The sequence below is a fragment of the Cupriavidus sp. PB-02 genome, from assembly GCF_058252315.1.
The window spans coordinates 813,765-837,702 of the sequence record NZ_CM177695.1 but is presented as its reverse complement, the minus strand read 5'-3'; the positions used below and the strand labels follow the sequence as shown (position 1 = coordinate 837,702).

General features: G+C 67.1%; 21 protein-coding genes. 19 read left to right on the top strand and 2 right to left on the bottom strand.

What is annotated here, in order from left to right:
- Positions 1-232: 232 nt before the first annotated feature.
- The 10 genes from AC10V3_RS24520 to AC10V3_RS24475 all read left to right on the top strand — a co-directional run bounded on the left by AC10V3_RS24520 (position 233) and on the right by AC10V3_RS24475 (position 10,262).
- Entirely contained in the window at positions 233-1,837 is a 1,605-nt protein-coding gene (locus AC10V3_RS24520; protein ID WP_022538007.1) for an MFS transporter, read from the top strand.
- A gap of 167 nt (positions 1,838-2,004) precedes the next feature.
- Positions 2,005-3,222 carry an ABC transporter substrate-binding protein gene (locus tag AC10V3_RS24515; RefSeq protein WP_490924096.1) on the top strand — a complete coding sequence of 406 codons (1,218 nt, stop codon included), beginning with the start codon at positions 2,005-2,007 and terminating at the stop codon, positions 3,220-3,222.
- Between the two features lie 7 nt (positions 3,223-3,229).
- A complete protein-coding gene (locus tag AC10V3_RS24510) occupies positions 3,230-4,036 on the top strand; it encodes an ABC transporter ATP-binding protein (protein WP_022538005.1) in 807 nt (268 codons plus the stop codon).
- Complete coding sequence (locus AC10V3_RS24505) at positions 4,033-4,770, top strand: ABC transporter ATP-binding protein (RefSeq protein WP_022538004.1); 738 nt, start codon at positions 4,033-4,035, stop codon at positions 4,768-4,770. The genes AC10V3_RS24510 and AC10V3_RS24505 overlap by 4 nt, the downstream gene beginning before the upstream one ends.
- 12 nt (positions 4,771-4,782) lie before the next feature.
- The gene (locus AC10V3_RS24500; protein ID WP_022538003.1) at positions 4,783-5,667 is read left to right on the top strand and encodes a branched-chain amino acid ABC transporter permease; all 885 of its coding nucleotides are present in this window, start codon (positions 4,783-4,785) and stop codon (positions 5,665-5,667) included.
- A gap of 14 nt (positions 5,668-5,681) precedes the next feature.
- The gene (locus AC10V3_RS24495; protein ID WP_041681721.1) at positions 5,682-6,728 is read left to right on the top strand and encodes a branched-chain amino acid ABC transporter permease; all 1,047 of its coding nucleotides are present in this window, start codon (positions 5,682-5,684) and stop codon (positions 6,726-6,728) included.
- Between the two features lie 82 nt (positions 6,729-6,810).
- Positions 6,811-7,116, top strand: a complete 306-nt coding sequence (locus AC10V3_RS24490; RefSeq protein ID WP_022538001.1) for a non-heme iron oxygenase ferredoxin subunit — start codon at positions 6,811-6,813, stop codon at positions 7,114-7,116.
- A gap of 11 nt (positions 7,117-7,127) precedes the next feature.
- Positions 7,128-8,408: an NAD(P)/FAD-dependent oxidoreductase gene (locus AC10V3_RS24485; protein ID WP_022538000.1), complete on the top strand. Its 1,281-nt coding sequence runs from the start codon at positions 7,128-7,130 to the stop codon at positions 8,406-8,408.
- A gap of 13 nt (positions 8,409-8,421) precedes the next feature.
- Positions 8,422-9,711 (top strand): aromatic ring-hydroxylating dioxygenase subunit alpha, encoded by a 1,290-nt coding sequence (locus AC10V3_RS24480; RefSeq protein WP_022537999.1) that lies wholly within the window; start codon positions 8,422-8,424, stop codon positions 9,709-9,711.
- Positions 9,712-9,746: 35 nt separating this feature from the next.
- Positions 9,747-10,262 carry an aromatic-ring-hydroxylating dioxygenase subunit beta gene (locus tag AC10V3_RS24475; protein WP_374063725.1) on the top strand — a complete coding sequence of 172 codons (516 nt, stop codon included), beginning with the start codon at positions 9,747-9,749 and terminating at the stop codon, positions 10,260-10,262.
- Positions 10,263-10,301: 39 nt separating this feature from the next.
- Here the strand turns inward: AC10V3_RS24475 and AC10V3_RS24470 are convergent, their stop codons facing one another.
- Together AC10V3_RS24470 and AC10V3_RS24465 are read right to left on the bottom strand one after the other, a co-directional pair.
- Positions 10,302-10,829 (bottom strand): MarR family winged helix-turn-helix transcriptional regulator, encoded by a 528-nt coding sequence (locus AC10V3_RS24470; RefSeq protein ID WP_051369949.1) that lies wholly within the window; start codon positions 10,827-10,829, stop codon positions 10,302-10,304.
- Between the two features lie 96 nt (positions 10,830-10,925).
- The gene (locus tag AC10V3_RS24465; RefSeq protein ID WP_022537996.1) at positions 10,926-11,597 is read right to left on the bottom strand and encodes an ankyrin repeat domain-containing protein; all 672 of its coding nucleotides are present in this window, start codon (positions 11,595-11,597) and stop codon (positions 10,926-10,928) included.
- A gap of 443 nt (positions 11,598-12,040) precedes the next feature.
- Between AC10V3_RS24465 and AC10V3_RS24460 the strand changes: the two genes are divergently transcribed.
- The 9 genes from AC10V3_RS24460 (at position 12,041) to AC10V3_RS24420 (ending at position 23,915) form a co-directional block, all read left to right on the top strand.
- Positions 12,041-12,250 carry a hypothetical protein gene (locus tag AC10V3_RS24460; RefSeq protein WP_041681720.1) on the top strand — a complete coding sequence of 70 codons (210 nt, stop codon included), beginning with the start codon at positions 12,041-12,043 and terminating at the stop codon, positions 12,248-12,250.
- An 89-nt stretch (positions 12,251-12,339) separates the two neighbouring features.
- Positions 12,340-13,029: an intradiol ring-cleavage dioxygenase gene (locus AC10V3_RS24455; RefSeq protein ID WP_490924095.1), complete on the top strand. Its 690-nt coding sequence runs from the start codon at positions 12,340-12,342 to the stop codon at positions 13,027-13,029.
- Positions 13,030-13,386: 357 nt separating this feature from the next.
- Positions 13,387-14,514, top strand: coding sequence for a TRAP transporter substrate-binding protein (locus tag AC10V3_RS24450; RefSeq protein WP_041681719.1), 1,128 nt, complete (start codon positions 13,387-13,389; stop codon positions 14,512-14,514).
- Between the two features lie 22 nt (positions 14,515-14,536).
- Entirely contained in the window at positions 14,537-15,172 is a 636-nt protein-coding gene (locus AC10V3_RS24445; protein WP_022537992.1) for a TRAP transporter small permease subunit, read from the top strand.
- Complete coding sequence (locus AC10V3_RS24440) at positions 15,169-17,118, top strand: TRAP transporter large permease (RefSeq protein ID WP_022537991.1); 1,950 nt, start codon at positions 15,169-15,171, stop codon at positions 17,116-17,118. Before AC10V3_RS24445 ends, AC10V3_RS24440 begins: the two co-directional genes overlap by 4 nt.
- Positions 17,119-17,164: 46 nt before the next feature.
- Positions 17,165-18,631, top strand: a complete 1,467-nt coding sequence (locus AC10V3_RS24435) for an MFS transporter (protein ID WP_022537990.1) — start codon at positions 17,165-17,167, stop codon at positions 18,629-18,631.
- A gap of 546 nt (positions 18,632-19,177) precedes the next feature.
- Positions 19,178-20,566, top strand: coding sequence for an HlyD family secretion protein (locus tag AC10V3_RS24430; protein WP_022537989.1), 1,389 nt, complete (start codon positions 19,178-19,180; stop codon positions 20,564-20,566).
- A gap of 29 nt (positions 20,567-20,595) precedes the next feature.
- Positions 20,596-21,951: a hypothetical protein gene (locus tag AC10V3_RS24425; protein ID WP_022537988.1), complete on the top strand. Its 1,356-nt coding sequence runs from the start codon at positions 20,596-20,598 to the stop codon at positions 21,949-21,951.
- 2 nt (positions 21,952-21,953) lie between these two features.
- Entirely contained in the window at positions 21,954-23,915 is a 1,962-nt protein-coding gene (locus AC10V3_RS24420) for a glycosyltransferase (protein ID WP_022537987.1), read from the top strand.
- The last annotated feature ends 23 nt before the right edge of the window (positions 23,916-23,938 follow it).

The window sequence follows — 23,938 nt, the reverse complement described above, 5'->3', positions numbered from 1 at the left end:
GCTGACGATATTAAAAAGCCGTTTAAACAAGTGTTTGGGCCTGTCCGGAGTCTCCGCGACTGGCCCGCATTTTACTCAGCATACTGCGCTTCTCATCAGCATACTGACTGGTGCATCGGAAGCATGCGGTGCTGCACTCCGCGAGGGCTCGACAGGCCCTGGGGCGCGCCGCCGGCACCGCCGGGAAGAACAGACATACAGAGACAACAGCTTCACCAAAAGGACCCCCGCCATGACGATCAGCCTGACTCGCGCCGAGACAAGCGCCCCCGCCTCCGGCATGACTACCGAGGAGCGCAAGGTCATACTTGCCTCTTCCTTCGGTGCCCTGATGGAGTGGTACGACTTTTATATCTATGCCGCGCTGGCAGTGTATTTCGGCGCACTCTTCTTCCCCAAGGGCAACGAAACCGCCGCGTTCCTCGCCAGCCTGGCTACCTTCGGCGCCGGCTTCCTGATACGCCCGGTGGGCGCGTTGCTGTTCGGCCGCCTGGGCGACCTGATCGGGCGCAAGTACACCTTCCTGGTCACCATCCTGCTGATGGGGGTTGCCACCGTGGGCGTCGGCGTCTTGCCCACGTACGAGCAGATCGGCATCACGGCCACGGTACTGCTGGTATTGCTGCGGCTGCTGCAGGGCCTGGCGCTCGGCGGCGAGGTCGGCGGTGCGGTCACCTACGTGGCCGAGCACTCGCCGATGCACAAGCGCGGCCTGTATACCAGCTCGCTGCAGACCACCGCCACGCTGGGCCTGCTCGCCTCGCTGTTCGTGGTCTACCTGCTCAAGACCTTCCTGACCGAGGCTGAATTCCGGGACTGGGGCTGGCGCATTCCCTTCATCGTGTCGCTGGTGATGCTGGTGATTTCGGTCTACATCCGCGGCAAGCTGCACGAGTCGCCGGTCTTTGCCCGCATGAAGGCCAGCAATACCACCTCGAAGGCGCCGATCCGCGAGAGCTTCACCAACTGGACCAACCTCAAGTCAGTGCTGCTGCTGTTCGTGGTGGCGGCCGGCCTGGGCGCGATCTTCGGCACCGGCCACTTCTACACGATGTTCTTCCTCAACAAGACGCTGCATGTGCCGCTTGAAACCGTCCACATGCTGATCGCGATCGCGCTGGTGGTGGCCACGCCCTGCTACCTGCTGTTCGGCTGGCTGTCCGACCGCATCGGCCGCAAGTACATCATGATGGCCGCGTGCCTGCTGGCGGCGGTGTGCATCCAGCCGGTGTTCAAGGGCCTCACGCACTATGCCAATCCAGCGTTGGAGCAGTTCCAATCGCAAGGCGCCGTGCAGGTGACCGCCGGCGACTGCAAGGCGCGCCTGTTCGGCGAACCGGTGTCGGCCTGCGACAAGATCCGCGGCTACCTGACCGACCTGGGCGTGGGCTACACCTTCGCGCCGGCCAGCAATCCGGCGCAGGCGGAAGTGCGCATCGGCAACCGCACGCTGCAGGGTTTCGACCGCGCCGCCATCAAGAGCGCGCTGGTGGCGGCCGGCTGGCCGGAGCGGGCCGACCCCGCAAAGATGAACACGCCGATGGTGTTCGTGCTGCTGCTGGTGCCGATCCTGTTCCTGGCCATGGTGTACGGGCCAATGGCGGCCTTCATGGTGGAACTGTTCCCGGCCCGCGTGCGCTACACCTCGCTGTCGCTGCCCTTCCACCTCGGGGCGGGCTGGGTCGGCGGCATGCTGTCCTTCGTGGTCACGGCCATGAACGTGTCCAGCGGCGACGTGTACTTCGGCCTGTGGTACCCGGTGGTCATCGCCGGACTCGCCTTTGTCATCGGCATGCTGTTCGTGCCGGAGACGCGCGGCCGCGACCTGGCGACCTGAGCGGCGCCACCGGTGAACCTGGAGGGCGGAGCGATCCGCCCTTTTTCCCGGCCATCTATTCAGCATACTGAGTTTCTCAGCGAAACCGCGGTGCGGCGATGGCACCGCGGTACGCCGAACGCAACCATCGCAACCCATCCCTTTAGCGCAGACAACCTGGAGCTACCATGCCCACCTCTCGCATCCTCCGCACCCTCGCCGCGTCCTCCGCCCTGCTGGGCCTGGCCGCCGCCACGCCCGCGCTGGCCGACGCCAATGGCGTGAAGATCGGCGTCATTACCGATATGTCCGGCTCCTATGCCGACCTCTCCGGCAAGGGCTCGGTGCTAGCCGCGCATATGGCGGTGGAAGAATTCGGCGGCACGGCCCTCGGCAAACCCGTGACGGTCCTGTCCGCCGACCACCAGAACAAGGCGGATATCGCCTCGTCGCTGGCGCGCCGCTGGTTCGATACCGACGGTGTCGACATGGTGATCGACTTCCCCAACTCGTCGACCGCGCTGGCGGTGCAGGAGGTCGCGCGGCAGAAGCAAAAGATCGACATCGTCTCGACCGGCGGCGCCATGGCGCTGACCAACCAGAACTGCTCGCCCACCGGCTTCCACTGGGCATGGGACACCTACTCAGTGTCTTATCCGCTGGTACGGCGCCTGATCGAACAGGGGCGCAACAGCTGGTACTACATCACCGTCGACTACGCCTTCGGCCAGTCGCTGGAAGCGGACTTCCGCAAGGCCGTGGACGCCGGCGGCGGCAAGAACGTCGGCAGCACCCGGCATCCGCTCAATGCCAGCGACTTCAGCAGCCCGGTGGTCGCTGCGTCGGCTTCCAAGGCCAAGGTGGTGGTGCTGGCCAACGCGGGCAACGACATGATCAACGGTGTCAAGGCGGCCGGCGAGTTCGGCCTGATCAAGGCGGGCCAGACCGTGATCACGCCCTCCACCTTCATCACCGATCTCAAGAGCCTGGGCCTGACCGCTGCGCAGGGGCTGACCTATGTCGACCCGTTCCGGCTCGACCTCGATGGCAAGTCGAAGGACTTCGTCGAGCGCTACTACAAGCGCCACAAGGCCTATCCCACGCATGGCCAGATCGGCGTCTATTCCGGCGTGCTGCATTACCTGAAGGCGGTGGAAGCCGCAAAGACCGTAGAGGGCCCGGCCGTGGCGGAAAAGATGCGCGCGCTGCCCGTGTCCGATGCCTTCGTGCGCAACGGCAAGGTGCGCGCCGACGGCCGCATGGTGCACGACATGTACCTGGCCCAGGCCAAGACGCCGGCCGAGTCGAAGGGACCGTGGGACCTGGTCAGGTACATCGGCACGATCCCGGGCGACGAGGCCTTCCGTCCGCTGTCGGCCAGCGAATGCCCGCTGGTGAAGAAGTGAGCGCGCCATGCCTGACACCGACGTAATCCTGCAGACGCACGGCCTGACCAAGGCGTTCAAGGGCTTTACCGCCGTGAGCGATGTCAGCCTGTCCGTGCGGCGAGGCTCGATCCATGCGCTGATCGGCCCCAACGGCGCCGGCAAGACCACCTGCTTCAACCTGCTGACCAAGTTCCATGCGCCTTCGTCCGGCTCGATCCATTTCAACGGCACCGATATCACCGCGCTGCGGCCGGCCCAGATCGCCCGCATGGGGGTGATTCGCTCGTTCCAGATCTCGGCGGTATTTCCGCAGCTGACAGTGCTGGAGAACGTGCGCATCGCGCTGCAGCGCAGTCTCGGCACCGCCTGGCATTTCTGGCGCGGCAAGCGCTCCCTGTCGCGGCTGGACGCGCGGGCGATGGAGCTGCTGGATGCGGTCGGCCTGGCCGGCTTCGCGCACCTGGGCACGGCGGAGCTGGCCTACGGCCGCAAGCGCGCGCTGGAGCTTGCCACCACGCTGGCGACCGATCCGGAGCTGATGCTGCTGGACGAGCCCACGCAAGGGATGGGCCACGAAGACGTGGAGACCGTCACCGCCCTGATCAAGCGCGTTTCCGCCGGACGTACCGTGCTGATGGTGGAGCACAACATGAGCGTGGTGTCGTCCATCGTCGACCGCATCACCGTGCTGCAGCGCGGCGCGGTGCTGGCCGAGGGGACATATGACGAGATCTCGCGCAATCCGCAGGTAAGGGAAGCCTATATGGGAACCACCGAAGAACCGGAAGACCGCCCCGCAGCTGCGGCGGCGACAAGCATGGAGGCATCATGAGCGTGAGTACCTCCCCTGCCCTCGAACTGCGCGGCCTGCACGCCTGGTATGGCGAATCGCACATCCTTCATGGCGTAGACCTGACCGTCAACCCCGGTGAGGTGGTGACGCTGCTCGGCCGCAACGGCTCCGGCCGCACCACCACGCTGCGCGCCATCATGGGCCTGGTCGGCGCGCGCAAGGGGTCGGTGCGCGTGCATGACCAGGAAACCATCGGCATGAAGACGCACCGCATTGCGCCGCTCGGGCTGGGCTACTGCCCGGAAGAACGCGCCATCTTCGCCAGCCTGTCCTGCGAGGAGAACCTGCTGCTGCCGCCGCAGTTCGCCCGCACCCCGGGCGCCATGGGACTGCGCGAGCCGATGACGCTGGGCGAGATCTACGAGATGTTCCCCAACCTGCAGGAGCGGCGCAAGAGCCAGGGCACGCGCATGTCGGGCGGGGAGCAGCAGATGCTGGCGGTTGCGCGCATCCTGCGCACCGGCGCGAGCGTGCTGCTGCTCGACGAGATCTCGGAAGGCCTCGCGCCCGTGATCGTGCAGAAGCTGGCCAGGATGATCGCCATGCTGCGCGGCCGCGGCTACACCATCGTCATGGTGGAGCAGAACTTCCGCTTTGCCGCGCCGCTGGCGGACCGCTTCTTCGTGATGGAGCACGGCCGCATCGTGGAGGCATTTCCGGCCGCCGAGCTTGAACGCAAGATGCCAACGCTCAGCGCCTTGCTGGGCGTGTAAGGAGACATTGTCATGGAATTGTTTGGAGTGCCCCTGCCCGCGCTGCTGAGCCAGTTGCTGCTGGGGCTGGTCAACGGATCGTTCTACGCGATCCTGAGCCTGGGGCTGGCGGTGATCTTCGGGCTGCTCAACGTGATCAACTTCTCCCACGGCGCGCTGTTCATGCTCGGCGCGGTGCTGGCGTGGATGGGCCTGAACTACCTGGGGCTGAATTACTGGCTGATGCTGGTGCTGGCACCGGTGGTGGCCGGCGCGCTCGGCGTGGTGCTGGAGCGCACCATGCTGCGCCACCTCTACCGCTTCGACCACCTGTACGGGCTGCTGCTGACGCTGGGCATCTGCCTGCTGATCGAGGGCTTGCTGCGCTCCGTCTATGGCGTCTCCGGCCTGCCCTACCCGACGCCGGAAGCCTTGTCCGGCGTCAGCCAACTGGGCTTCATGGTGCTGCCCAACTATCGCGCCTGGGTCGTAGTGGCTTCGCTGTCGGTGTGCTTTGCCACCTGGTTCATGATCGAGAAGACCCGGCTGGGCGCCTACCTGCGCGCCGGCACGGAGAACCCGCGCATCGTCGAGGCCTTCGGCGTCAACGTGCCGCTGCTGGTGACGCTGACCTACGCCTTTGGCGTGGGCCTGGCGGCGCTGGCCGGCGTGCTGGCCGCGCCGGTGATGCAGGTGTCGCCGCTGATGGGACAGAACCTCATCATCACCGTGTTCGCCGTGGTGGTGATCGGCGGCATGGGATCGATCCTGGGCTCGATCTTCACCGGCCTGGGGCTGGGTGTCTTCGAGGGCATCACCAAGGTCTACTACCCCGAAGCCTCCGCGACGGTGGTCTTCGTTGCCATGGTGTGCGTGCTGCTGGTGCGCCCCGCCGGGCTCTTTGGAAAGGAGAAATGATGGCTAGCGGAAATATGGTAACCGGAAAGCGCGCAACGTACGCCTACGGGCTGCTGCTGGCAGCCCTGTTGCTGGCGCCCTGGCTGGGCGCTTACCCGGTGCTGGTGATGAAGCTGCTGTGCTTCGCGCTCTTTGCCTGCGCCTTCAACCTGCTGCTGGGCTATACCGGGCTGGTGTCGTTCGGCCATGCGGCCTTCTTCGGCGGCGCCGCCTATGCCTGCGGCTATGCGATGAAGTTCCTCCGGTTGACGCCGGAACTCGGCCTGCTGGCCGGCACGGCATTCGGCGCCCTGCTCGGCCTGGTCTTCGGCGCCCTGGCAATACGGCGGCAGGGCATCTACTTCGCCATGATCACGCTGGCGCTGGCGCAGATGTTCTACTTCTTCTGCCTGCAGTCACCAGCGACGGGCGGCGAAGACGGCCTGCAGGCAGTGCCGCGGGGCGACCTGTTCGGCATGCTGCCGCTGGGGTCGGACCACACCATGTACTACGTGGTGCTGGGGATCACTGCCGCGGCCTTCCTCGGCATCATGCGCATCGTCAATTCGCCCTTCGGGCAGATCCTGCGCGCGATCAAGGAGAACGAGCCGCGAGCGGTCTCGCTGGGCTATGACGCCGACCGCTTCAAGCTGCTGGCGTTCGTGCTGTCGTCAGCGCTGGCGGGGCTGGCGGGCGCGCTCAAGACCCTGGTGCTGGGCTTCGCCACGCTCACCGATGTGCACTGGATGATGTCCGGCACGGTCATCCTGATGACCCTGGTCGGTGGCATGGGCACGCTTTCGGGACCGATCGTCGGCGCGCTGGTCATCGTGGCGCTGGAAAACAAGCTGGGGGATGCGGGCAACGCGCTCGCGGCCATGACCGGGGTCGGCTGGTTCGATGCGCTCGGCGAGTCGGTCAGCATGGTGACCGGGCTGATTTTCGTGGTGTGCGTGCTGACCTTCCGCCGCGGCATCATGGGCGAGATCTTGGCGCGCTGGCAGGCGCGCCCCGCGCCGCAGACCGGAGGGCCGGCAGCCGGACGGGCACAACCGGGTGCCGCCAGTCCCGGACAGGGTTAACCAGAATACTTCCGCTCAAAAACATCAGTACACTGATCTTATATACTCAGCATACTGACAAATCCAATTCACGGAGACTGCCATGGCATGGATTGAAATCGATGCGGCGCAACAGTTGCAGAACGACGAGGTAATGCCGCTGACGCTCGGCGACCGCCAGCTCGCCGTCTATCGCAGCGACGACGAGTACTTCGTCACCGATAACGTCTGCACGCACCAGTACGCGCTGCTGTCCGACGGCTACCTGGAGGACGGCTGCATCGAATGCCCGCTGCACCAGGCGCGCTTCGACATCCGCTCCGGCAAGGCCATGTGCGCGCCGGCCACCAGCGACATCCGCACCTACCCGGTCAAGTTTGAAGACCGCCGGGTCTGGGTCGAGCTTTGAAGGAGCCGAGCATGTCACAGGACGCGCCCATCCTGATCGTCGGCGCCGGCCAGGCCGGTGCGATGGCCGCCGCCGAACTGCGCAGGCTGGGCCATGGCGGCCGCATCGTCATGGCCGGCGGCGAAGCCCATGCGCCGTACGAACGCCCGCCGCTGTCCAAGTCCGTGCTTGCGGACGGCGCGCAGGACGGCAAGATCGGCGTGCATCCGGCCGGTTTCTATGCCGGGCAGGACATCGAGCTGCGGCTCGGCACCACGGTCACCGCACTGGATCCCGCGCGCAGCGTGGCGCACTGCGCCGGCGGCGATGCGATCCGCTACGCCACCTGCCTGCTCGCGACCGGCGGCAACGCGCGCGTGCTGCCGGCGCTGCCGCCGGGCACGACGCACGTGCACTACCTGCGCACCCTCGACGATGCCACGCGCCTGCGCGACGCCATGCAACGGGCGGGCGAGGTCGTGGTGATCGGCGGCGGCTTCCTCGGCCTGGAGACGGCATCCACCGCGGCCGGGCTGGGTCTCAAGGTCACCCTGATCGAAAGCGCTGACCGGCTGCTCGGCCGCGCCGTTCCGCCCGAACTTGGCACCTGGCTGGCGCAGCGCGTGCATGCGCAAGGCGTCGGGCTGCGGCTCGACTGTGGCATCGCGGCCTTCATGCCGCAGGCCGATGGCGTGCTGCTGCGGCTGGCGGACGGCACGGCCCTGCACGCGCCGCTGGTGGTGGTCGCGATCGGCCTGACGCCGGAGGTGGCGCTTGGCGCCGCTGCCGGCCTGGCGCTGCACCCGGACAACGGCGGCATCCAGGTCGACGAACAGGGGCGCACCAGCGCGGCGGGCATCTTTGCCGCCGGCGACTGCTGCAGCCAGTATCAGCCGCAGTTCGGCAACCATATGCGGCTGGAATCCTGGCAAAGCGCCAACGAGCAGGCCCGCATCGCCGCTGCTGCCATGCTGGGCATGCCGGCCGAGCCCGCCGCCCTGCCCTGGTTCTGGACCGACCAGTTCGGCTGCAATGTGCAGATGCTCGGCGCGGCCCACGCTGCCACCCGCTACGCCTGGCGCGGCAGCGCCGGCAGCGATGCGCCCTCGCCCAAGTTCATGCTCCTCGGCACCCGGCACGGCCGGCTCTGCCACGCCATTGCCGTCAATGCCGGCGCCGACCTGCGCCCGTTGCGCGCGCTCTTCGGCCATGCCGTCGAAGGCCTGCTGCCGCGGCTGTGCGACGACACCCTGCCGCTGCGGCAGCTGGTGCGCGACATCGCGGCGCAGGCGGCCAGCCCCACCACACTCTGATAAGGACTTCCCCATGTACCAGACACAAGCGGTGATCCAGCACACGCTGGGCAAGAAGGACGCCGGCCTGGCCGAGTGCCGCTGGCCCGAAGACAGCCTGCACTACATCCCCGACTGGGTCTACACCAGCAAGGACGTGTATGACCTGGAGCTGCAGAAGATCTTCCGCGGACGCTCGTGGAACTATGTCGCGCTGGAGGCGGAGATCCCCAACGCCGGCGACTACAAGCGCTCCTATGTCGGCGCGACGCCGGTGGTGGTGTCGCGCGCCGAAGACGGCTCGGTCAACGTCTTCGAGAACCGCTGCGCGCATCGCGGCGCCGAGTTCTGTCGCCACAGCCAGGGCAATGCGAAGGAATTCGTCTGCCCGTATCACCAATGGTCCTATGACCTCAAGGGCAACCTGCAGGGCGTGCCGTTCAAGCGCGGCGTCAACCGCGCGGGCGGCATGCCCAAGGACTTTCGCAACGAGGACCATGGGCTGGTGAAGCTGAACGTGGCCACGCGCAACGGCGTGGTCTTCGCCTCGTACGCGGCGGATATGGAAAGCCTGGAAGACTACATGACGCGGGAGATCCTGAAGGACTTCGATATCGTCTTCAACGGCAAGCCGCTCAAGGTGCTCGGCTATTACAAGAACGAGCTGCCGTGCAACTGGAAGATGTACCACGAGAACCTCAAGGACCCGTACCACGCCACGCTGCTGCATTCCTTCCTGGTGGTGTTCGGGCTGCTGGTGGCCGGCAACGAGTCGGCCATGATCGCCGATCCCGTGCACGGGCGGCACGGCACCATGGCGTCGGCCAAGAAGGAAGACAAGTATGCGGCCGTCAGCGACGAGAACAAGAAGGAGATGCGCTCGTATCACGAAGGCATACGCCTGGAAGACGAACGCTTCCTCGAGTATGTGCGGGAGTTCGACTCGCCCTGGTCGGTGACGATGCAGACCATCTGGCCGAACCTGATCGTGCAGCGCGAGATGAATACGCTGGGCGTGCGCCAGATCGTGCCCAACGGCCCCGACAGCATGCTGATGCTGTGGACCATGTTCGGCTACGAGGACGATACCGAGGAGATGACGCAGCACCGCCTGCGCCAGGGCAACCTGATGGGCCCGGCCGGCTTCCTGGGGCTGGAGGACAACGAGGCGATGAAGTTCGTGCAGGAAGGCGTGCGGCGCTCCAGCAGCGACCGCAACGTGCTCAAGCTCGATCCCGGCCAGATCGGCACCTCCAGCTCCCTGATCTCCGAATCCGCCATCCGCGCGATGTACCAGTACTACCGCGGCGTGATGGGGCTCTGACGGAACAATAACGGGATTCCCGCAACATGAAACCGATGAACTACTCCCTCTATCGCGAGAGCGCCCTCGGCACCGCGCGCGCCATCGAACTGCGACTGGAGATCGACGCCTTCCACGCGGATTACTGCGCCGTGCTCGACGCCGGGCTGGTCGAGCAATGGCCGCGCTTCTTCACCGAGGATGCGCTCTACCGCATCACCGCGCGCGAGAACGCCGAACGCAACCTGCCGGTGGGGCTGGTCTACGCCGAAGGCATCGGCATGATGCGCGACCGCGCCTCGGCCATTGCCAATACCCAGATGTTCGCACCGCGCTACAACCTGCACCTGGTCACCAACACGCGTGTGAGTGAGGAAACGGCGGACGGCGATATCGTGGCGCAGGCCAACTTCATGCTGCTGCAGACGCTGGTGGAGGGCCCCACCACGATCCACCTGGCCGGCACCTACCACGACCGCTTCCGCCGCCAGGGTGGCAGGTTGCTGCTGCGCGAGCGGCAGGTGGTGTACGACACCACCATCATCGCCAACGACCTGGTCTACCCGGTCTGAGGGCATCGCCACGGCGGGCTTTGCGCCCGCCGCTGCCGGCTACACGCTGCGCAGCACGGTCCGGCTGTACTGGTTGTTGGCTTCCACCAGCGTCGCCAGCAGGTCCATGAAGACTTCGCGCTGGGCGGGTTTCAGCGGGGCCAGCATGCGCTCCTGGGCGCGCGCCATATCGGCACGCAGCGCGACGACCACGCTCTTGCCCTCCTTCGTCAGGTAGACATGGCGGGTGCGCCGGTCAGCCGGGTTCTCGCGGCGTTCCACCAGCCCGCGCTCCTCGATCCGGCGCACGACGTCGGCCGTCGTTGTCCGGTCCAGCCCGACCTCCTGCCCCAGCGAGGTCTGGTCCAGCCCCGGCAGCACCGACAGCACCGTCAGGATTGCGTACTGCACCGGCGTGATATTCGGAGACTTGCACTCCTCGAAGAACATCGCGACGTGGATCTGATGCAAGCGCCGCACAAGAAACCCGGGACGTGCCCACAGCAATTCTTTTGCGGGATCCGGTTCCGACACGGCATCCGCCGCACCCACACTGCCACTCGCATTGCGCTTTGCTCTCGCAGACATCGCTCTCACCATTTTGTATGCACACTGACAGTATATATGAGGGATGGGGGAATCGAGCCTGCTGCGGCGACGCCATTGCCGTGGATCTGAAACCGTTCAGCGTGCGCCCGCGGCGGTGAGAACCCGCTCGATTTCCGCATAGCCGCGCCGCCGTGCATGCTGCAACGGCGTCACGCCCTCGCCGTCGGTAAGGTTGACGTCGGCGCGGGCCTGGACGAGCAGGCGCACGATCTCGGTATGCGCCGGTCCGCCGTTGCCAAGGATGATGGCCTCGAGCAACGCCGTCCACCTGAGTCGGTTGACGTGATCCACATCCACGCCGGCCGCGATCAGCGTGCGCACGGTTTCGACATGGCCGCGCTCGGCGGCAGGGATCAGCGCGGTGCCGCCGTAGCGGTTGGTGCTGCGCAGGTCGGCGCCGCGCGCCAGCGTCAGGCGCAGGATCTCGTTATAGCCGCGCGCGCCGGCATAGAGGTAGGGGCTGTCGTGGATCGCATCCCTGGCGTTGACGTCGGCCCCGGCGCCGATCAGCACCTTTGCCGCCTCAACGTGATTGCCATGCGTGGCGAGCAACAATGGCGTGCGGCCCTGCTCGTCGCGCGCCTCGAGACTGGCACCGTTGCCGAGCAGGGCCGTAACGGCTGCGGCGTCGCCGCGCGCCGCGGCTTGGCGCAGTTGGGCATCGAACGGCACGCCGGCGGCTGCGCCGAGGGAAATCAGCAAGGTCATGACAAAGGCAAGACAGGTCGAGAGTTGCGCCGCGGGCATCGTCGGGGCTCCTTTGGGTTACGGTGGAGGTGCTGTGCGCGAGGCGTCAGCGCCCGCATTCTGGCAGCGCGCACGCGCCGACGGAAGTTAAGGATCCGAATGGCGGGCAGTGCAAAAGCAACTGGTCGCCCGGTACAAGCCCCCACACGAGCCATGGCCATGACGTTGTCATCTGGTTGGCCAATAATGCAGGTAGCGGCCATGGCGAGTCCTGCCAGATGTAACGGCCGCCGCCGCAAGGAACCGTGCGCCGCTGCTGCCGTCAAACCAGCTAGTCGTCGGACACCCGTGCTGCACTGCGGCAAGTTCTGCCGCAGTGCGCAACGGCACGCGTGGCATGTGCCACATGGTCGCCCCGGCCGGCTTCGCGCGCAGGCGCAGCAGGACTGCGGCGCCGCGCAATTTCCCCAGCAAACGCCCCCCCTCTAGCCAAGGAGACGAACGTGCTGAGCCCGCATGAACTTGCCACGCTGCTATTGTTGAGCGATGGCCCTGATTCCCTCGATTCCAGCGATTCCCGCCAGATCGATCCCGTCGACCTCAAGGCACTGGTCGAGAAGCAACTCGTACAACTGGAAGTCCTGCACGGCTGCCGACAGGAACCGCGCATTACCAGCCACGGCTACTCTATGCTGAAGGCGATGGGCCGCTGACACCGGCGCCCACAAGCCAGGCGGCAAAGCGCCGGCTGGCCGCAGCACCACGCGCCGCAAGGCGCACCCGCAATACCACGGAGCCAACGATGAAGGCGCGCCCAGCAGTTGGCGTTGACGGCACGGCGCACACCGACGCGGCGCGCCGCCGCTTCCTGTATGAGCTGGGCGGTGCGTTTGCCGCCGCCGGCATCGGGCCTGCCGTGGCCGCGCCGGTGGCGTGCCTGCTGACGCCCTCCGCCACCGAAGGCCCCTTCTATCTGGACGACGCCCTGGTACGCGCAGACATCCGCGACGGCCGGCCTGGCCAGCCGTTGCGGCTGCGCATCCGGGTGGTCGATGCCGACCGCGGCTGCGCGCCGGTGCCCGGTGCGCTGGTGAGCATCTGGCACTGCGATGCCGATGGCAGCTACAGCGGCGAGAGCCGCGGCAACCGGGAGGCGCGCTTCCTGCGCGGGGTGCAGCCAGCCGGCCAGGACGGCATGGCCACATTCACCACGATCTATCCCGGCTGGTACGCGCCGCGCGCCGTCCATATCCACTTCAAGGTATTGCTCGGTCAGTCGGAAGCGCTGACCAGCCAGCTGTACTTCAGCGATGCCCTGAACCGCGAGGTGCTGGGCACCCATCCGGCCTACCGTGCGCATGGCGTGCCGTCGCGCGCCACCACGCTGGACCCGATCGCCGGCAACCGCCCCAACCTGGTTCGCGTCAGCCGGCCGGCCGAACCGGGTGGCATGCTGGACGGCGAATTCACCATTGGGATCGCCCGCGGCTGATCGCGCTTTAGCGGTGCGTGCGGAGAAGTGTTGGCGGCAATCATGCGCGGCCTTCCGGAAGGCGTGGCGTGCGTCGCAATGACGGCACGGCGCCGCTCAAAGTGCGCCGCGCCACACCGCGCGGGTAATCCCTACATTGTGGTTCCCTGTGCCTTTCCTACCATGAAGGGAATCACGGACCACCTTGCGCCAACTGTTGGGTGCACCCCGTTCCTGGTCCGGCGTTTCAGCGTTTCAGCGTTCAGCGATTCATCGCATTTCCCGACTTTTCCGGTGTTCGCGTCAGTGGCGAGTTGGCTCGGCCCCAACGGCCTGCACTCGTGGGTAGTTACACATACACATCAATTGGAGATGGTCATGGCATCCAGGACGAGGAAAACTGGCGTTTCGCGCCGCGGCTTCCTTGGCGGCGCCGCGGGGGCGGCAGCGGGCGCGGCGGCAATGGGCTTTCCGGCGATCGTGAAGGCGCAGGGCCCGGTCACTATGCGCTGGCAGAGCACCTGGCCCACCAAGGACATTTTCCATGAGTTCGCCGGCGACTTCGTCACCAAGGTGAACAACATGTCGGGCGGCGAGCTGAAGATCGAACTGCTGCCTGCAGGCGCCGTGGTCAAGGCCTTCGACCTGATCGATGCGGTCAGCAAGGGTACGCTGGACGGCGGCCACGGCGTGATTGCCTACTGGTACGGCAAGAACTCGGCGCTGGCGCTGTGGGGCTCGGGCCCGGCGTGGGGCATGGATCCGAACATGCTGCTGGCCTGGCACAAGTACGGCGGCGGCAAGGAACTGCAGCAGGAGATCTACCGCAGCCTGAACCTGGACGTGGTGTCGTTCCTGTACGGGCCGATGCCGACGCAGCCGCTGGGCTGGTTCAAGAAGCCGATCACCAAGCCGGAAGATTTCAAGGGCCTGAAGTTCCGCACCGTGGGCCTGTCGATCGATATCTTCACCGGCCTGGGCGCCGCGGTGAATGCGCTGCCGGGCGCGGAGATCGTGCCGGCGATGGACCGCGGCCTGCTCGATGCGGCGGAGTTCAACAACGCCAGCTCGGACCGCGCGCTGGGCTTCCAGGACGTGTCCAAGGTCTGCATGCTGCGCAGCTTCCACCAGCCCTCGGAGCAGTTCGAGATCCTGTTCAACCGCAAGCGCTATGACGCGCTGCCTGCAAAGCTCAAGGCGCTGATCGCCAACGCCGTGGAGGCGGCCTCGGCCGATATGTCGATCAAGGCGATCGACCGCTATTCCAAGGACTACCAGGCGCTGCAGCAGCAGGGCGTGAAGTTCTATGCGACTCCGAACTCCGTGCTGCAGGCGCAGCTGAAGGTCTGGGACGAGATAGTGGCGCGCAAGGAAAAAGAGAACCCGATGTTCAAAAAGGTCAACGACTCGATGAAGGCCTTCGCGCAGCGCGCCACGCGCTGGCAGAACGACACCAACGTCGACTTCCGGGTGGCATCGAGCTACTACTTCTCCAAGCGCACCTGACCCGCGCCACCGGGGCCGCATCGTGCAGCGCCTGCTGCTGGGCATCGACTGGCTGAGCACCTTTGTCGGCCAGGCCGCCGCGTGGCTGATCATCGGGCTTACGCTGATGATCAGCTACGAGGTGTTCTCGCGCTACGCCCTGGGCGCGCCGCACGCCTGGGTGTTCGATGCCAGCAATATGCTGTACGGCACGATGTTCATGCTGGCCGGCGCCTACACGCTGGCCAAGCGCGGCCACGTGCGCGGCGACATCCTGTACGGCTTCCTGCCCCCGCGGATGCAGGCGAGCATCGACCTGGTGCTCTACCTGGTCTTCTTCTTCCCCGGCGTGATCGCGCTGGCCTGGGCCGGCATCGATTTCTTCGAGGTCTCGCTGGCGCAGAACGAACACTCCTCCATCGCCGCCGAAGGCCCGCCCATCTACCCGTTCAAGGCTGTCATTCCCGTGGCCGGCGCGCTGTTGCTGCTGCAGGGCGTGGCCGAGACCATCCGCTGCATCCTGTGCCTGAACAGCGGGCACTGGCCGCTGCGCGAGGGCGACGTCGAGGAAGTCGATGTCGACAAGCTCAAGGAGATGGTGCATGGCACGCCGACCGCCGAAATGGTGGAGGCGCCGCTCCCTGCCCCTCCTGACGACCAGCACGGAGCCGGGCGATGAGGAAGGAACTGTGGTTCGGCGTCTCGCTGATGGTGCTGATCGTCGGCATCGTGGCCTGGTTCATGCCGGCGCCGTCAGACTGGACCAACGGGCATCTTGGCCTGCTGATGCTGGCGCTGATCGTGGTGGCGATCATGCTGGGCTTCCCCACCGCGTTCACGCTGATGGGCATGGGCGTGCTGTTTTCCTGGCTGGCCTATCGCCACGCCAACCCCGAGATCGCGGTGCAGCAGACGCTGGACCTGATGGTGCAGCGGGCGTACGCCGTCATGACCAACGACGTGCTGATCTCGATCCCGCTGTTCGTGTTCATGGGCTACCTGGTCGAGCGCTCCAACCTGATCGAAAAGCTGTTCCGCAGCCTGCATCTGGCGCTGGCGTGGATTCCCGGCTCGCTCGCGGTCGCCACGCTGGTGACCTGCGCGATTTTTGCGACCGCCACCGGCATCGTCGGCGCGGTGGTCACGCTGATGGGGCTGCTGGCCTTCCCCGCGATGCTGCGTGCGGGCTATAACACGGCGCTGTCGGCGGGCGCGGTCACGGCGGGTGGTTGCCTGGGCATCCTGATCCCGCCGTCGGTGCTGCTGATCGTCTATGGCGCCACCGCGGGCGTGTCGGTGGTGCAGCTCTATGCGGGCGCGTTCTTCCCGGGGCTGATGCTGACCGGCCTCTATATCCTCTACATCCTGATCCTGGCCAAGCTCAAGCCCGCGCTTGCGCCGCCGCTGCCGGAAGCCGAACGCGTGGTGCCGCTCCCACCCCTGGCGCGCACGCTGGAAGCCGGCGGCGCCACGCATGCGCTGCCCGCGCTGGGCGCCGGCATGATGCGCACGCTCAAGGGGCCACGCAACGCAGACGTGCCGACCGGCGAGTTCGCGCGCCAGCTCGGCATCGTGTTGCTGCCGGCGCTGGCGGTGGCGGTGGTGATGGGCACGATCTACGAGGTGGTCACAGCGCCCGCCGCCAGCATCGCCGTGGAATCGCCGCTGTCGCTCGGCGGCGCCGAGGAAAGCAGCGCGGCGCTGGACGACCTGCAGGCGCCGCCGATGGAAGAAGCGCCGGCGCCGGCCGCCGGTGCGGTCCCTGCACCGGCCGCACCGGCTGCCCCCGCCGCAACGACGCCACCCGCCACGCCCGCGGCGCCGGACGCCGCGCAAGCCGGGACACAACCTGCCCCGCAGGCCGCCGCGGTCTCTGCGCCGCGCTGGTTCTGGATCACGCTGGCCGTGGTGGCTGCTGTGCTGTTGTACTTCTACTGGCGCTTCAGCTTCGCGCGGCTGGAAATCTTCAAGATGCTGCTGGCGTCGTTCTTCCCGCTGGCGCTGCTGATCCTAGCGGTGCTGGGCTCGATCGTGTTCGGGCTGGCCACGCCGACCGAAGCGGCGGCGGTGGGATCGCTGGGCGGCGCGCTGCTGGCGGCCGCGTACCGGCAGCTGAACTTCCGCGTGGTCAAGGAATCGGTGCTGCTGACGGCCAAGACCAGCGCCATGGTGTGCTGGCTGTTCGTGGGCTCGTCGATCTTCTCGGCCGCGTTCGCCTTGCTGGGCGGGCAGGCGCTGGTCGAGCAGTGGGTGCTGTCGCTGAACCTGTCGCCGGTGCAGTTCATGATCCTGGCGCAGGTGATCATCTTCCTGCTCGGCTGGCCGCTGGAATGGACCGAGATCATCATCATCTTCATGCCGATCTTTATCCCGCTGCTGGACAACTTCGGCATCGATCCGCTGTTCTTCGGCCTGCTGGTGGCGCTGAACCTGCAGACCGCGTTCCTGTCGCCGCCGGTGGCAATGGCCGCGTTCTACCTGAAGGGCGTGGCGCCGCCGCATGTCACGCTGAACCAGATCTTCCTGGGCATGCTGCCGTTCATGGGCATCCAGCTGATCGCGCTGGTGCTGCTGTACGTGTTCCCCGGCATCGGGCTGTGGCTGCCCACGGTGCTGTACCGCTGAGGCACGCAGCAGGCACGCTTATCCTGGGCGCCTATACTGGTTGGCGATGCCGACCGACAGCGCCCTCGCTACCCTCCCCCTCGATACCGCCTTCCGCTCCGACATCCCCGGGCGGCTGGACCGCCTGCCATGGTCGCGCTGGCACTGGCGCGTAGCCATCGCGCTGGGCGTCGCGTGGGTGCTCGACGGGCTGGAAGTCACGCTGGTGGGCTCGGTCGGCGCGGTGCTGGAGCGCCCGGACACGCTCGCGCTGACCGCGACGCAGGTGGGATGGACCGGCTCGCTCTACATCCTGGGCGCGGTGATCGGTGCGCTGGTGTTTGGCCGCATGGCCGACCGGCTCGGACGCAAGCGGCTGTTCCTGGCCACGCTCGCGGTCTATATGGTGGCAACGCTGGCCACCGCGTTCGCACCGGACTTTTACTTCTTTGCCGCGTGCCGCTTCCTGACCGGCCTGGGCATCGGCGGTGAGTACGCGGCGATCAATTCCGCCATCGACGAACTGATCCCCGCGCGCGTGCGCGGGCGCGTGAACCTGGCCATCAACGGCAGCTTCTGGCTGGGCGCGGCGCTGGGTGCGGGACTGAGCCTGGTGCTGCTCGATGCGCGCGTGCTGGGACCGGTATGGGGCTGGCGCGCGTGCTTTGCGCTGGGCGCGGTGCTTGCGGTCGCGATCGTGCTGGTGCGCAAGCACGTGCCGGAAAGCCCGCGCTGGCTCGCCACCCACGGCCGGCTGGAAGAGGCCGAGCGCGTGGTCGCCGCGATCGAGGCCGAGGTGCGCGCGCGCCACGGCACCCTGCCGCCAGTGGCGCCCGATTGCGTCGCGGTGGCCATGCGCAGGCGCGCCGCGCCCGGCGTGGGCGAAGTCATGCGCCTGCTGGTGCGGCGCTACCGCGTGCGCAGCACCATCACGCTGGCGCTGATGGTGTCGCAGGCGTTCTTCTACAATGCCATCTTCTTCACCTACGCGCTGGTGCTGGCGCGCTTCTATCATGTGCCCGAAGGGCGCGTGGCGCTGTACATCTTCCCCTTTGCGCTGGGCAATGCCGCGGGGCCGCTGCTGCTCGGGCCGCTATTCGACCGCGTCGGGCGGCGGCGCATGATTGCCGCGACCTACGTGCTGTCCGGCATCGGCCTGGCGCTGACGGGCTGGGCCTTTGTCGAAGGCTGGCTCGATGCACGCTCGCAGGCGCTGTGCTGGTCGGGCGTGTTCTTCCTCGCTTCAGCGGCGGCCAGCTCGGCCTACCTCACCGCCAGCGAAGTGTTCCCGCTGGAGATGCGCGCACTGGCGATCTCCGTCTTCTATGCAGTCGGCACCGGCACCGGCGGCTTTATCGCACCACTGCTGTTCGGCATGCTGATCGAGAGCGGCAGCCGCGAAGCGGTTGGGGTGGGCTACGGCATCGGCGCGGCACTGGTGATCGTGGCCGGGCTGCTGGCCTTGCGCTTCGGCATCGATGCCGAACGCCGTCCGCTGGAACAGATCGCACCGCCGCTCTCCGCCGACAACTGACCGGCATCATCGCCAATGTCGCAATCATTGCGACATTGGCGACATTTGCGCCATTCACAACACTCCGCAACATTGCGTAAGCCGGCAAGCACGCCGCAGAAGGCACGGCACATCGCTGCGTGCCGCCTGCAATCTTACTGCCGTGTTAAGCAGTGCTACAGCCTCCCCTTACACATTTTTACAGCAAGCGACGGGGCACTTGTCTAGCCTTAACTCACCTGCGGTGGCCTGAGTGCATCAGTCTTTGCGTCAGCGGGCTGCCATTTCTTGGCCAGGGCTTGTGTCCTGGCCATTGTTCAACGCTGCTCGCATAGAGGCGGGCAAATCCACGGACCGCAACGCGGTCCGACCGCAAAGTGCGCCGATACGGCATCCCGCCACATCGCGCGTGCTGCAGACAACAAGCTGAATTGGGGACATGCAAGCCGGGCATCGCGCGACTGCCCTAGCGCGAGGCCACCCGCTTGCTTGGAAAAAATCTCGTCCGGCGTGCGCAGCGCACAGCCGGCGGGGAAGCCTTTGATTTGCTAGCCGGAGAACAACACCATGGCCGACCAGCGCAACAACCCGCCACCCAGACAACACTTGCTGACGCCGGCGCCAGCCGCGCGCCAGTCCCAGGGCGAGGGACTGGTGGAACGCAAGCAGCCCGTGGCGGTGCCACTGTGGCACATCGTGCCGCGCATGGCCGGATACGGCGTGGTGCTGTTCATCGTGTGGGCAGTGCTCACGATCATGTTTCCAAATGTGTTCACGCGCTCGTCGGAACGCGCCGTGGTCAACAGTCCCGTGAGCCTGGTGACTTCGCCAGTCGAAGGCATCGTGATGCAGCAGAAGATCGCTGCCGGCCAGCCGTTCACCGCCAACCAGCCGCTGATGATGGTGCAGAACCCGAACATCGACCGCTCGCTGCTGGTCGAGCTGACCGGCAAGAAGCTCGACAACCAGCAGCGCTACGATTCCGCCAAGGCAAAGCTCGAAAGCAACCGCCGGCTGCTGGCCGCGACCGAGCAGGACCTGCAGCGCTACAACAGCGCCGCGCAACGCGAGCATGGGGCGCGCGTGCGCGCACTGGAAGCGCGCCTGGCATCGGCCAAGGCGCAGGAAGACCAGCAAGAGGAAGTGGTCAACCGCAACCAGAGCATGCAATGGGCTGGCGCGGTCAGCGAAGCTTATACCAACGCTTCGCGCTACCAGCTGTCGATGCTGACCAACGCCAAGGCCGCGGCCAAGGCCGAACTCGACAACGCCGTCGGCGAGAGCGAGGCGTCGCGCAAGAAGGTCTATACCTCTTCCACGGACAGCCCCAGCGCCGCGCTGTCGCAGCGGCGCCAGGTGTTGAACGCCGAGTCCGCGCAGCTGACCGCGGAACTGGAGCAGCTGGAAGCGTATGGCAAGTCGGTCGACCAGCTGCTCGCCACCGAGCAGGAACGCATCGACCGGCTTTCCAACCTCGAGATCCGCTCGACCGAGCCCGGCACCGTCGAAGACCTGATCGCGCAGCCCGGCATGCGCGTGGCGGCCGGCGCCACGCTGGCCCGCACCAGCAACTGCGCGCAAACGCGCGTGGTGGCGGTGTTCCCGCGCAGCCTCAGCGACAGCCTGCTGCCCGGTGCGCGGCTGAATGTACAGGTCGATGGCCTGCCCGCGGCGCTGCCGGCATCGGTGGCGGAGATCCTGCCGCGTGCGCCCGATGGCGACCAGGCCCGCTATTTCGTGCCGTTCCCGCCGATCGAGAAGAACGAGATCTACGTGATCGCCAAGCTCGACCGGCCGCTGGACAAGCTGCCGGGCAAGGCGAGCGCATCGGGCGTGGTGTCCGCCGCGAACGCGTCGAGCCCGCAGCAATCGTCGGGGCATTGCGGCATGGGTCGCTGGGCGCGCGTGACGCTGAACCAGAGCTGGCTGGGACAACTGCGCGCGTCGCTGTCGTGATGGCACGCGCAGGCACGGGAGACCCCCTGATGCGACGACCAATACCTGATAGCCCCTCCAGGATCGCGGCAAGCGTGCTGCTTGCCGGATTGCTTGCCGTGGCGCCACGCGCTGCTTCCGCGGCGCAGGCAGCAGCACCACCCGCGCAGCAAACCCTGCTGGCCGACGGCTGCAAGACGCTGGCCGAGCGCGTCAGCCGCGAACCCGGCAACGGTCCGCTGTTCCTCGGCAGCTACGAGCCCGCGCCGGGCGGCGAACCGCTGGCGCCGGCGCTGCGCAATGCCGCCTTCGTCTACGACAACGCCCTGGCCGGCATCGCGCTGGTGGCCTGCAAGCGCCCGGCCGAAGCGCGCCGCATCGCCGACGCCGTGCTGCAGGCCACGCGCCAGGACCGGCACTACCGCGACGCGCGCCTGCGCAACGCCTACCGCGCCGGTGCGTTGCCGCCAGGCCCGGCACCGCTGCCGGGCTGGTGGGACGATCCCAGCAAGCGCTGGTTCGAAGACGCCTACCAGGTCGGCACCGCCACCGGCAACGTGGCCTGGGCCGCACTGCTGCTGCTGGCTGTGCATGAGGCCACGCGCGACGCGCGCTACCTCGACGGCGCCGCCGCGCTGATGGGCTGGGTGCATGGCAGCATGCCGGACAATGGCGCCCCCGCGGGCTATATCGGCGGCTTCTTCGGCCACGAACCCAAGCAGACGCGGCAGGGCTGGAAGTCCACCGAGCACAACGTCGATACCTACGCGGCCTTCAGCTGGCTGGCCAGCCTGCGCAACGATCCGCGCTGGCGCGACGGCGCCGCGCGCTCGCGCGGCTTTGTCAACGCCATGTGGCAGCCACGCGAGGGCCGCTTCATCATCGGCACGCACGACGACGGCCGCGCGCCCAACGACGGCCCCTCCGCGCTGGATGCCGTGCTGTGGCCGCTGATCGCGATTCCCGATCCGCCGCAGGACTGGCGCCGCAACCTGGCCTGGGTCGACGCACGCCATCGCGCCGGCGCCGGCTACGGCTTCAAAGCCAGCCCCGACGGCATGTGGACCGAAGGCACCGGACAGGCCGCGCTGGTACTGCAGGCCGCCGGCCTCACGCCGCAGGCGCAGCCGCTGTGGCAGTTGCTGCTGTCGCAACGCGCGCCTTCCGGGATGCTCTACGCCACGCCGGAGGCGCGCATCAGCACCGGGCTGTCGATCGGGCCCACTTCGACCACGGAGGACTTCTACTACTTCCACCTGCCGCACCTGGGCGCCACCGCCTGGGCCGTGCTGGCCGCGGCGCGCTGGAACCCGTTCCGTCCGGGCGGTTGCCTGGAACCGTCCTGTCCGCCGCCGGCCGTCGCCGCCTCCACCTCAGCCGCGACCAACGCCACCAACAAGGAGTGACGATGTTCGCCCTCTTTCTCGAAAACCAGTCGCTGCTGGTCATCAATGGCGGCGTGCTGCTCGCGGTGGTATTGCTCGCGCTGATGTGCCGCCAGGACCGGCCCGCCGACCGCGTGCTGTTCGGCGGCGTCACCGCCTTGCTGCTGGTGGTCTACCTGACGTGGCGCGTCAGGGAAACGCTGCCGGACTGGCAGATGACCTTTACTAGCGTATGGGCGCATGTGTTCTTCGCGTTCGAATGCATGACGCTGGCCTATACGCTGCTGTCGATCGTGGTGCTCACGCGCAACAGCAACCACTCGCCGGATGCCGATGCGGGCGAAGCTGCGCTGCGCCGCGCGGGGCAGGTACCGCGCGTGGACATCTTCATCGCCACCTACAACGAAGGGCTGGAGATCCTGGAGAAGACCATCGTCTCCGCACTGGCGATCGACTATCCCGACTTCCGCGTCTGGGTGCTGGACGACACCCGCCGTGACTGGCTGCGCAAGTTCTGCGACAGCGTGGGCGCGTACTACGTGACGCGCCCGGACAACGCGCACGCCAAGGCCGGCAATCTCAACAACGGCCTGCGCCACAGCGCCGAGGCCGGCGGCGCGCCTTACATCCTGGTGCTCGATGCCGATTTCGCGCCCCACCGCAACATCCTGCTGCGCACCGTGGGGCTGTTCAACGACCCGCGCGTGGGCGTGGTGCAGACGCCCCAGTTCTACTACAACGCCGACCCGATCCAGTACAACCTGCGCGCCACCGAATGCTGGGTCGACGAGCAGCGCGCCTTCTTCGACGTGATGCAGCCGGCCAAGGACGCCTGGGGCGCGGCGTTCTGCATCGGCACCTCGTTCCTGGTGCGGCGCGACCTGGTCGAGCTGATCGGTGGCTTCCCCACCGGCACCGTGACCGAAGACATCCACCTGACCTACCGGCTGCTGCCGCACGGCTATATCACGCGCTGGCTCAACGAACGCCTGAGCGTAGGCTTGTCCGCCGAAGGCCTGCCCGAGTACATCAGCCAGCGCAGCCGCTGGGGGCTGGGCACGATCCAGGTGGCGCTGACCGCGGACGGGCCGCTGCGCGGACGCGGCTACACCCCGGTGCAGCGGCTGCACTATGTGCATGGCCTGCTGCACTGGCTCTCGCGGCCGTTCACGCTGATGTTGCTGGCCGGGCCACTGCTGTACTGGTATTTCGGGGTCTCGACGCTGTACAGCGAGCCGCTGCAGTTTCTCGCTTACGGCCTGCCGGCGCTGGTGGCGTACTGGGCCTACAGCATCTGGATCACCGGCCAGCGCGCGCTGCCTATCTTTACCGAGGTGACGCAGATCGTGGCGTCGCTGGCGGTGACCGCATCGCTGGTCAGCGCGATGTTCAAGCCGTTCGGGCGGCCGTTCAAGGTCACCAACAAGGGGCTGGACCGCTCGAAGCTGGTGATCCACGGCAAGTTCGCCGCGCTCTATGCCGGGATGCTGGCACTGTCGGCGCTGGGCCTGGGGCGCGCGCTGGTGGTCGACCCCGATGCGCCAGGACTGGCCTTCAACACGGTCTGGACCGGCGTGGCGCTGATGCTGTACCTGGCGTCGTTCCTGGTCTGCGTGGAGCTGCCGCGCCCGCGCAAGGAAGAGCGCTTCCCGCACCGCGCGGCGGCGCTGCTGCGCGTGGATGGGCGCGAGTACCGCGTCACCACCAAGGACCTCTCATGCAACGGCGTGGCCGTCACCACGCCGCTGGCGCCCGCCTTCCGCGCCGGCACCGAAGGCGCGTTGTGGCTCAGCCAGACCGGATGGATTCCTTGCCGCATCGTGCGCCGCGACGGCCAGTTGCTGGGCATCGCGCTGCATGCCGACATGGCGGCGCGCCACAGCCTGATCCGCCTGCTGTTCACCGATCCCGCGCACAACATCGCCCGGCAGGGCCGGCCGCAGCTGGCGATCTCGCGCTTTATGCGGCGCGCGCTGCTGGGCTGAATGCCACCTTCTTCTTCGACTCT

What these genes read in the sequence shown, in the direction of transcription:
- AC10V3_RS24520 (WP_022538007.1), top strand. Translation starts at nt 233, where the DNA reads ATGACGATCAGCCTGACTCGCGCCGAGACAAGCGCCCCCGCCTCCGGC.
- AC10V3_RS24515 (WP_490924096.1), top strand. Translation starts at nt 2,005, where the DNA reads ATGCCCACCTCTCGCATCCTCCGCACCCTCGCCGCGTCCTCCGCCCTG.
- AC10V3_RS24510 (WP_022538005.1), top strand. Translation starts at nt 3,230, where the DNA reads ATGCCTGACACCGACGTAATCCTGCAGACGCACGGCCTGACCAAGGCG.
- AC10V3_RS24505 (WP_022538004.1), top strand. Translation starts at nt 4,033, where the DNA reads ATGAGCGTGAGTACCTCCCCTGCCCTCGAACTGCGCGGCCTGCACGCC.
- AC10V3_RS24500 (WP_022538003.1), top strand. Translation starts at nt 4,783, where the DNA reads ATGGAATTGTTTGGAGTGCCCCTGCCCGCGCTGCTGAGCCAGTTGCTG.
- AC10V3_RS24495 (WP_041681721.1), top strand. Translation starts at nt 5,682, where the DNA reads ATGGTAACCGGAAAGCGCGCAACGTACGCCTACGGGCTGCTGCTGGCA.
- AC10V3_RS24490 (WP_022538001.1), top strand. Translation starts at nt 6,811, where the DNA reads ATGGCATGGATTGAAATCGATGCGGCGCAACAGTTGCAGAACGACGAG.
- AC10V3_RS24485 (WP_022538000.1), top strand. Translation starts at nt 7,128, where the DNA reads ATGTCACAGGACGCGCCCATCCTGATCGTCGGCGCCGGCCAGGCCGGT.
- AC10V3_RS24480 (WP_022537999.1), top strand. Translation starts at nt 8,422, where the DNA reads ATGTACCAGACACAAGCGGTGATCCAGCACACGCTGGGCAAGAAGGAC.
- AC10V3_RS24475 (WP_374063725.1), top strand. Translation starts at nt 9,747, where the DNA reads ATGAACTACTCCCTCTATCGCGAGAGCGCCCTCGGCACCGCGCGCGCC.
- AC10V3_RS24470 (WP_051369949.1), bottom strand. Translation starts at nt 10,829, where the DNA reads ATGTCTGCGAGAGCAAAGCGCAATGCGAGTGGCAGTGTGGGTGCGGCG.
- AC10V3_RS24465 (WP_022537996.1), bottom strand. Translation starts at nt 11,597, where the DNA reads ATGCCCGCGGCGCAACTCTCGACCTGTCTTGCCTTTGTCATGACCTTG.
- AC10V3_RS24455 (WP_490924095.1), top strand. Translation starts at nt 12,340, where the DNA reads ATGAAGGCGCGCCCAGCAGTTGGCGTTGACGGCACGGCGCACACCGAC.
- AC10V3_RS24450 (WP_041681719.1), top strand. Translation starts at nt 13,387, where the DNA reads ATGGCATCCAGGACGAGGAAAACTGGCGTTTCGCGCCGCGGCTTCCTT.
- AC10V3_RS24440 (WP_022537991.1), top strand. Translation starts at nt 15,169, where the DNA reads ATGAGGAAGGAACTGTGGTTCGGCGTCTCGCTGATGGTGCTGATCGTC.
- AC10V3_RS24435 (WP_022537990.1), top strand. Translation starts at nt 17,165, where the DNA reads ATGCCGACCGACAGCGCCCTCGCTACCCTCCCCCTCGATACCGCCTTC.
- AC10V3_RS24430 (WP_022537989.1), top strand. Translation starts at nt 19,178, where the DNA reads ATGGCCGACCAGCGCAACAACCCGCCACCCAGACAACACTTGCTGACG.
- AC10V3_RS24425 (WP_022537988.1), top strand. Translation starts at nt 20,596, where the DNA reads ATGCGACGACCAATACCTGATAGCCCCTCCAGGATCGCGGCAAGCGTG.
- AC10V3_RS24420 (WP_022537987.1), top strand. Translation starts at nt 21,954, where the DNA reads ATGTTCGCCCTCTTTCTCGAAAACCAGTCGCTGCTGGTCATCAATGGC.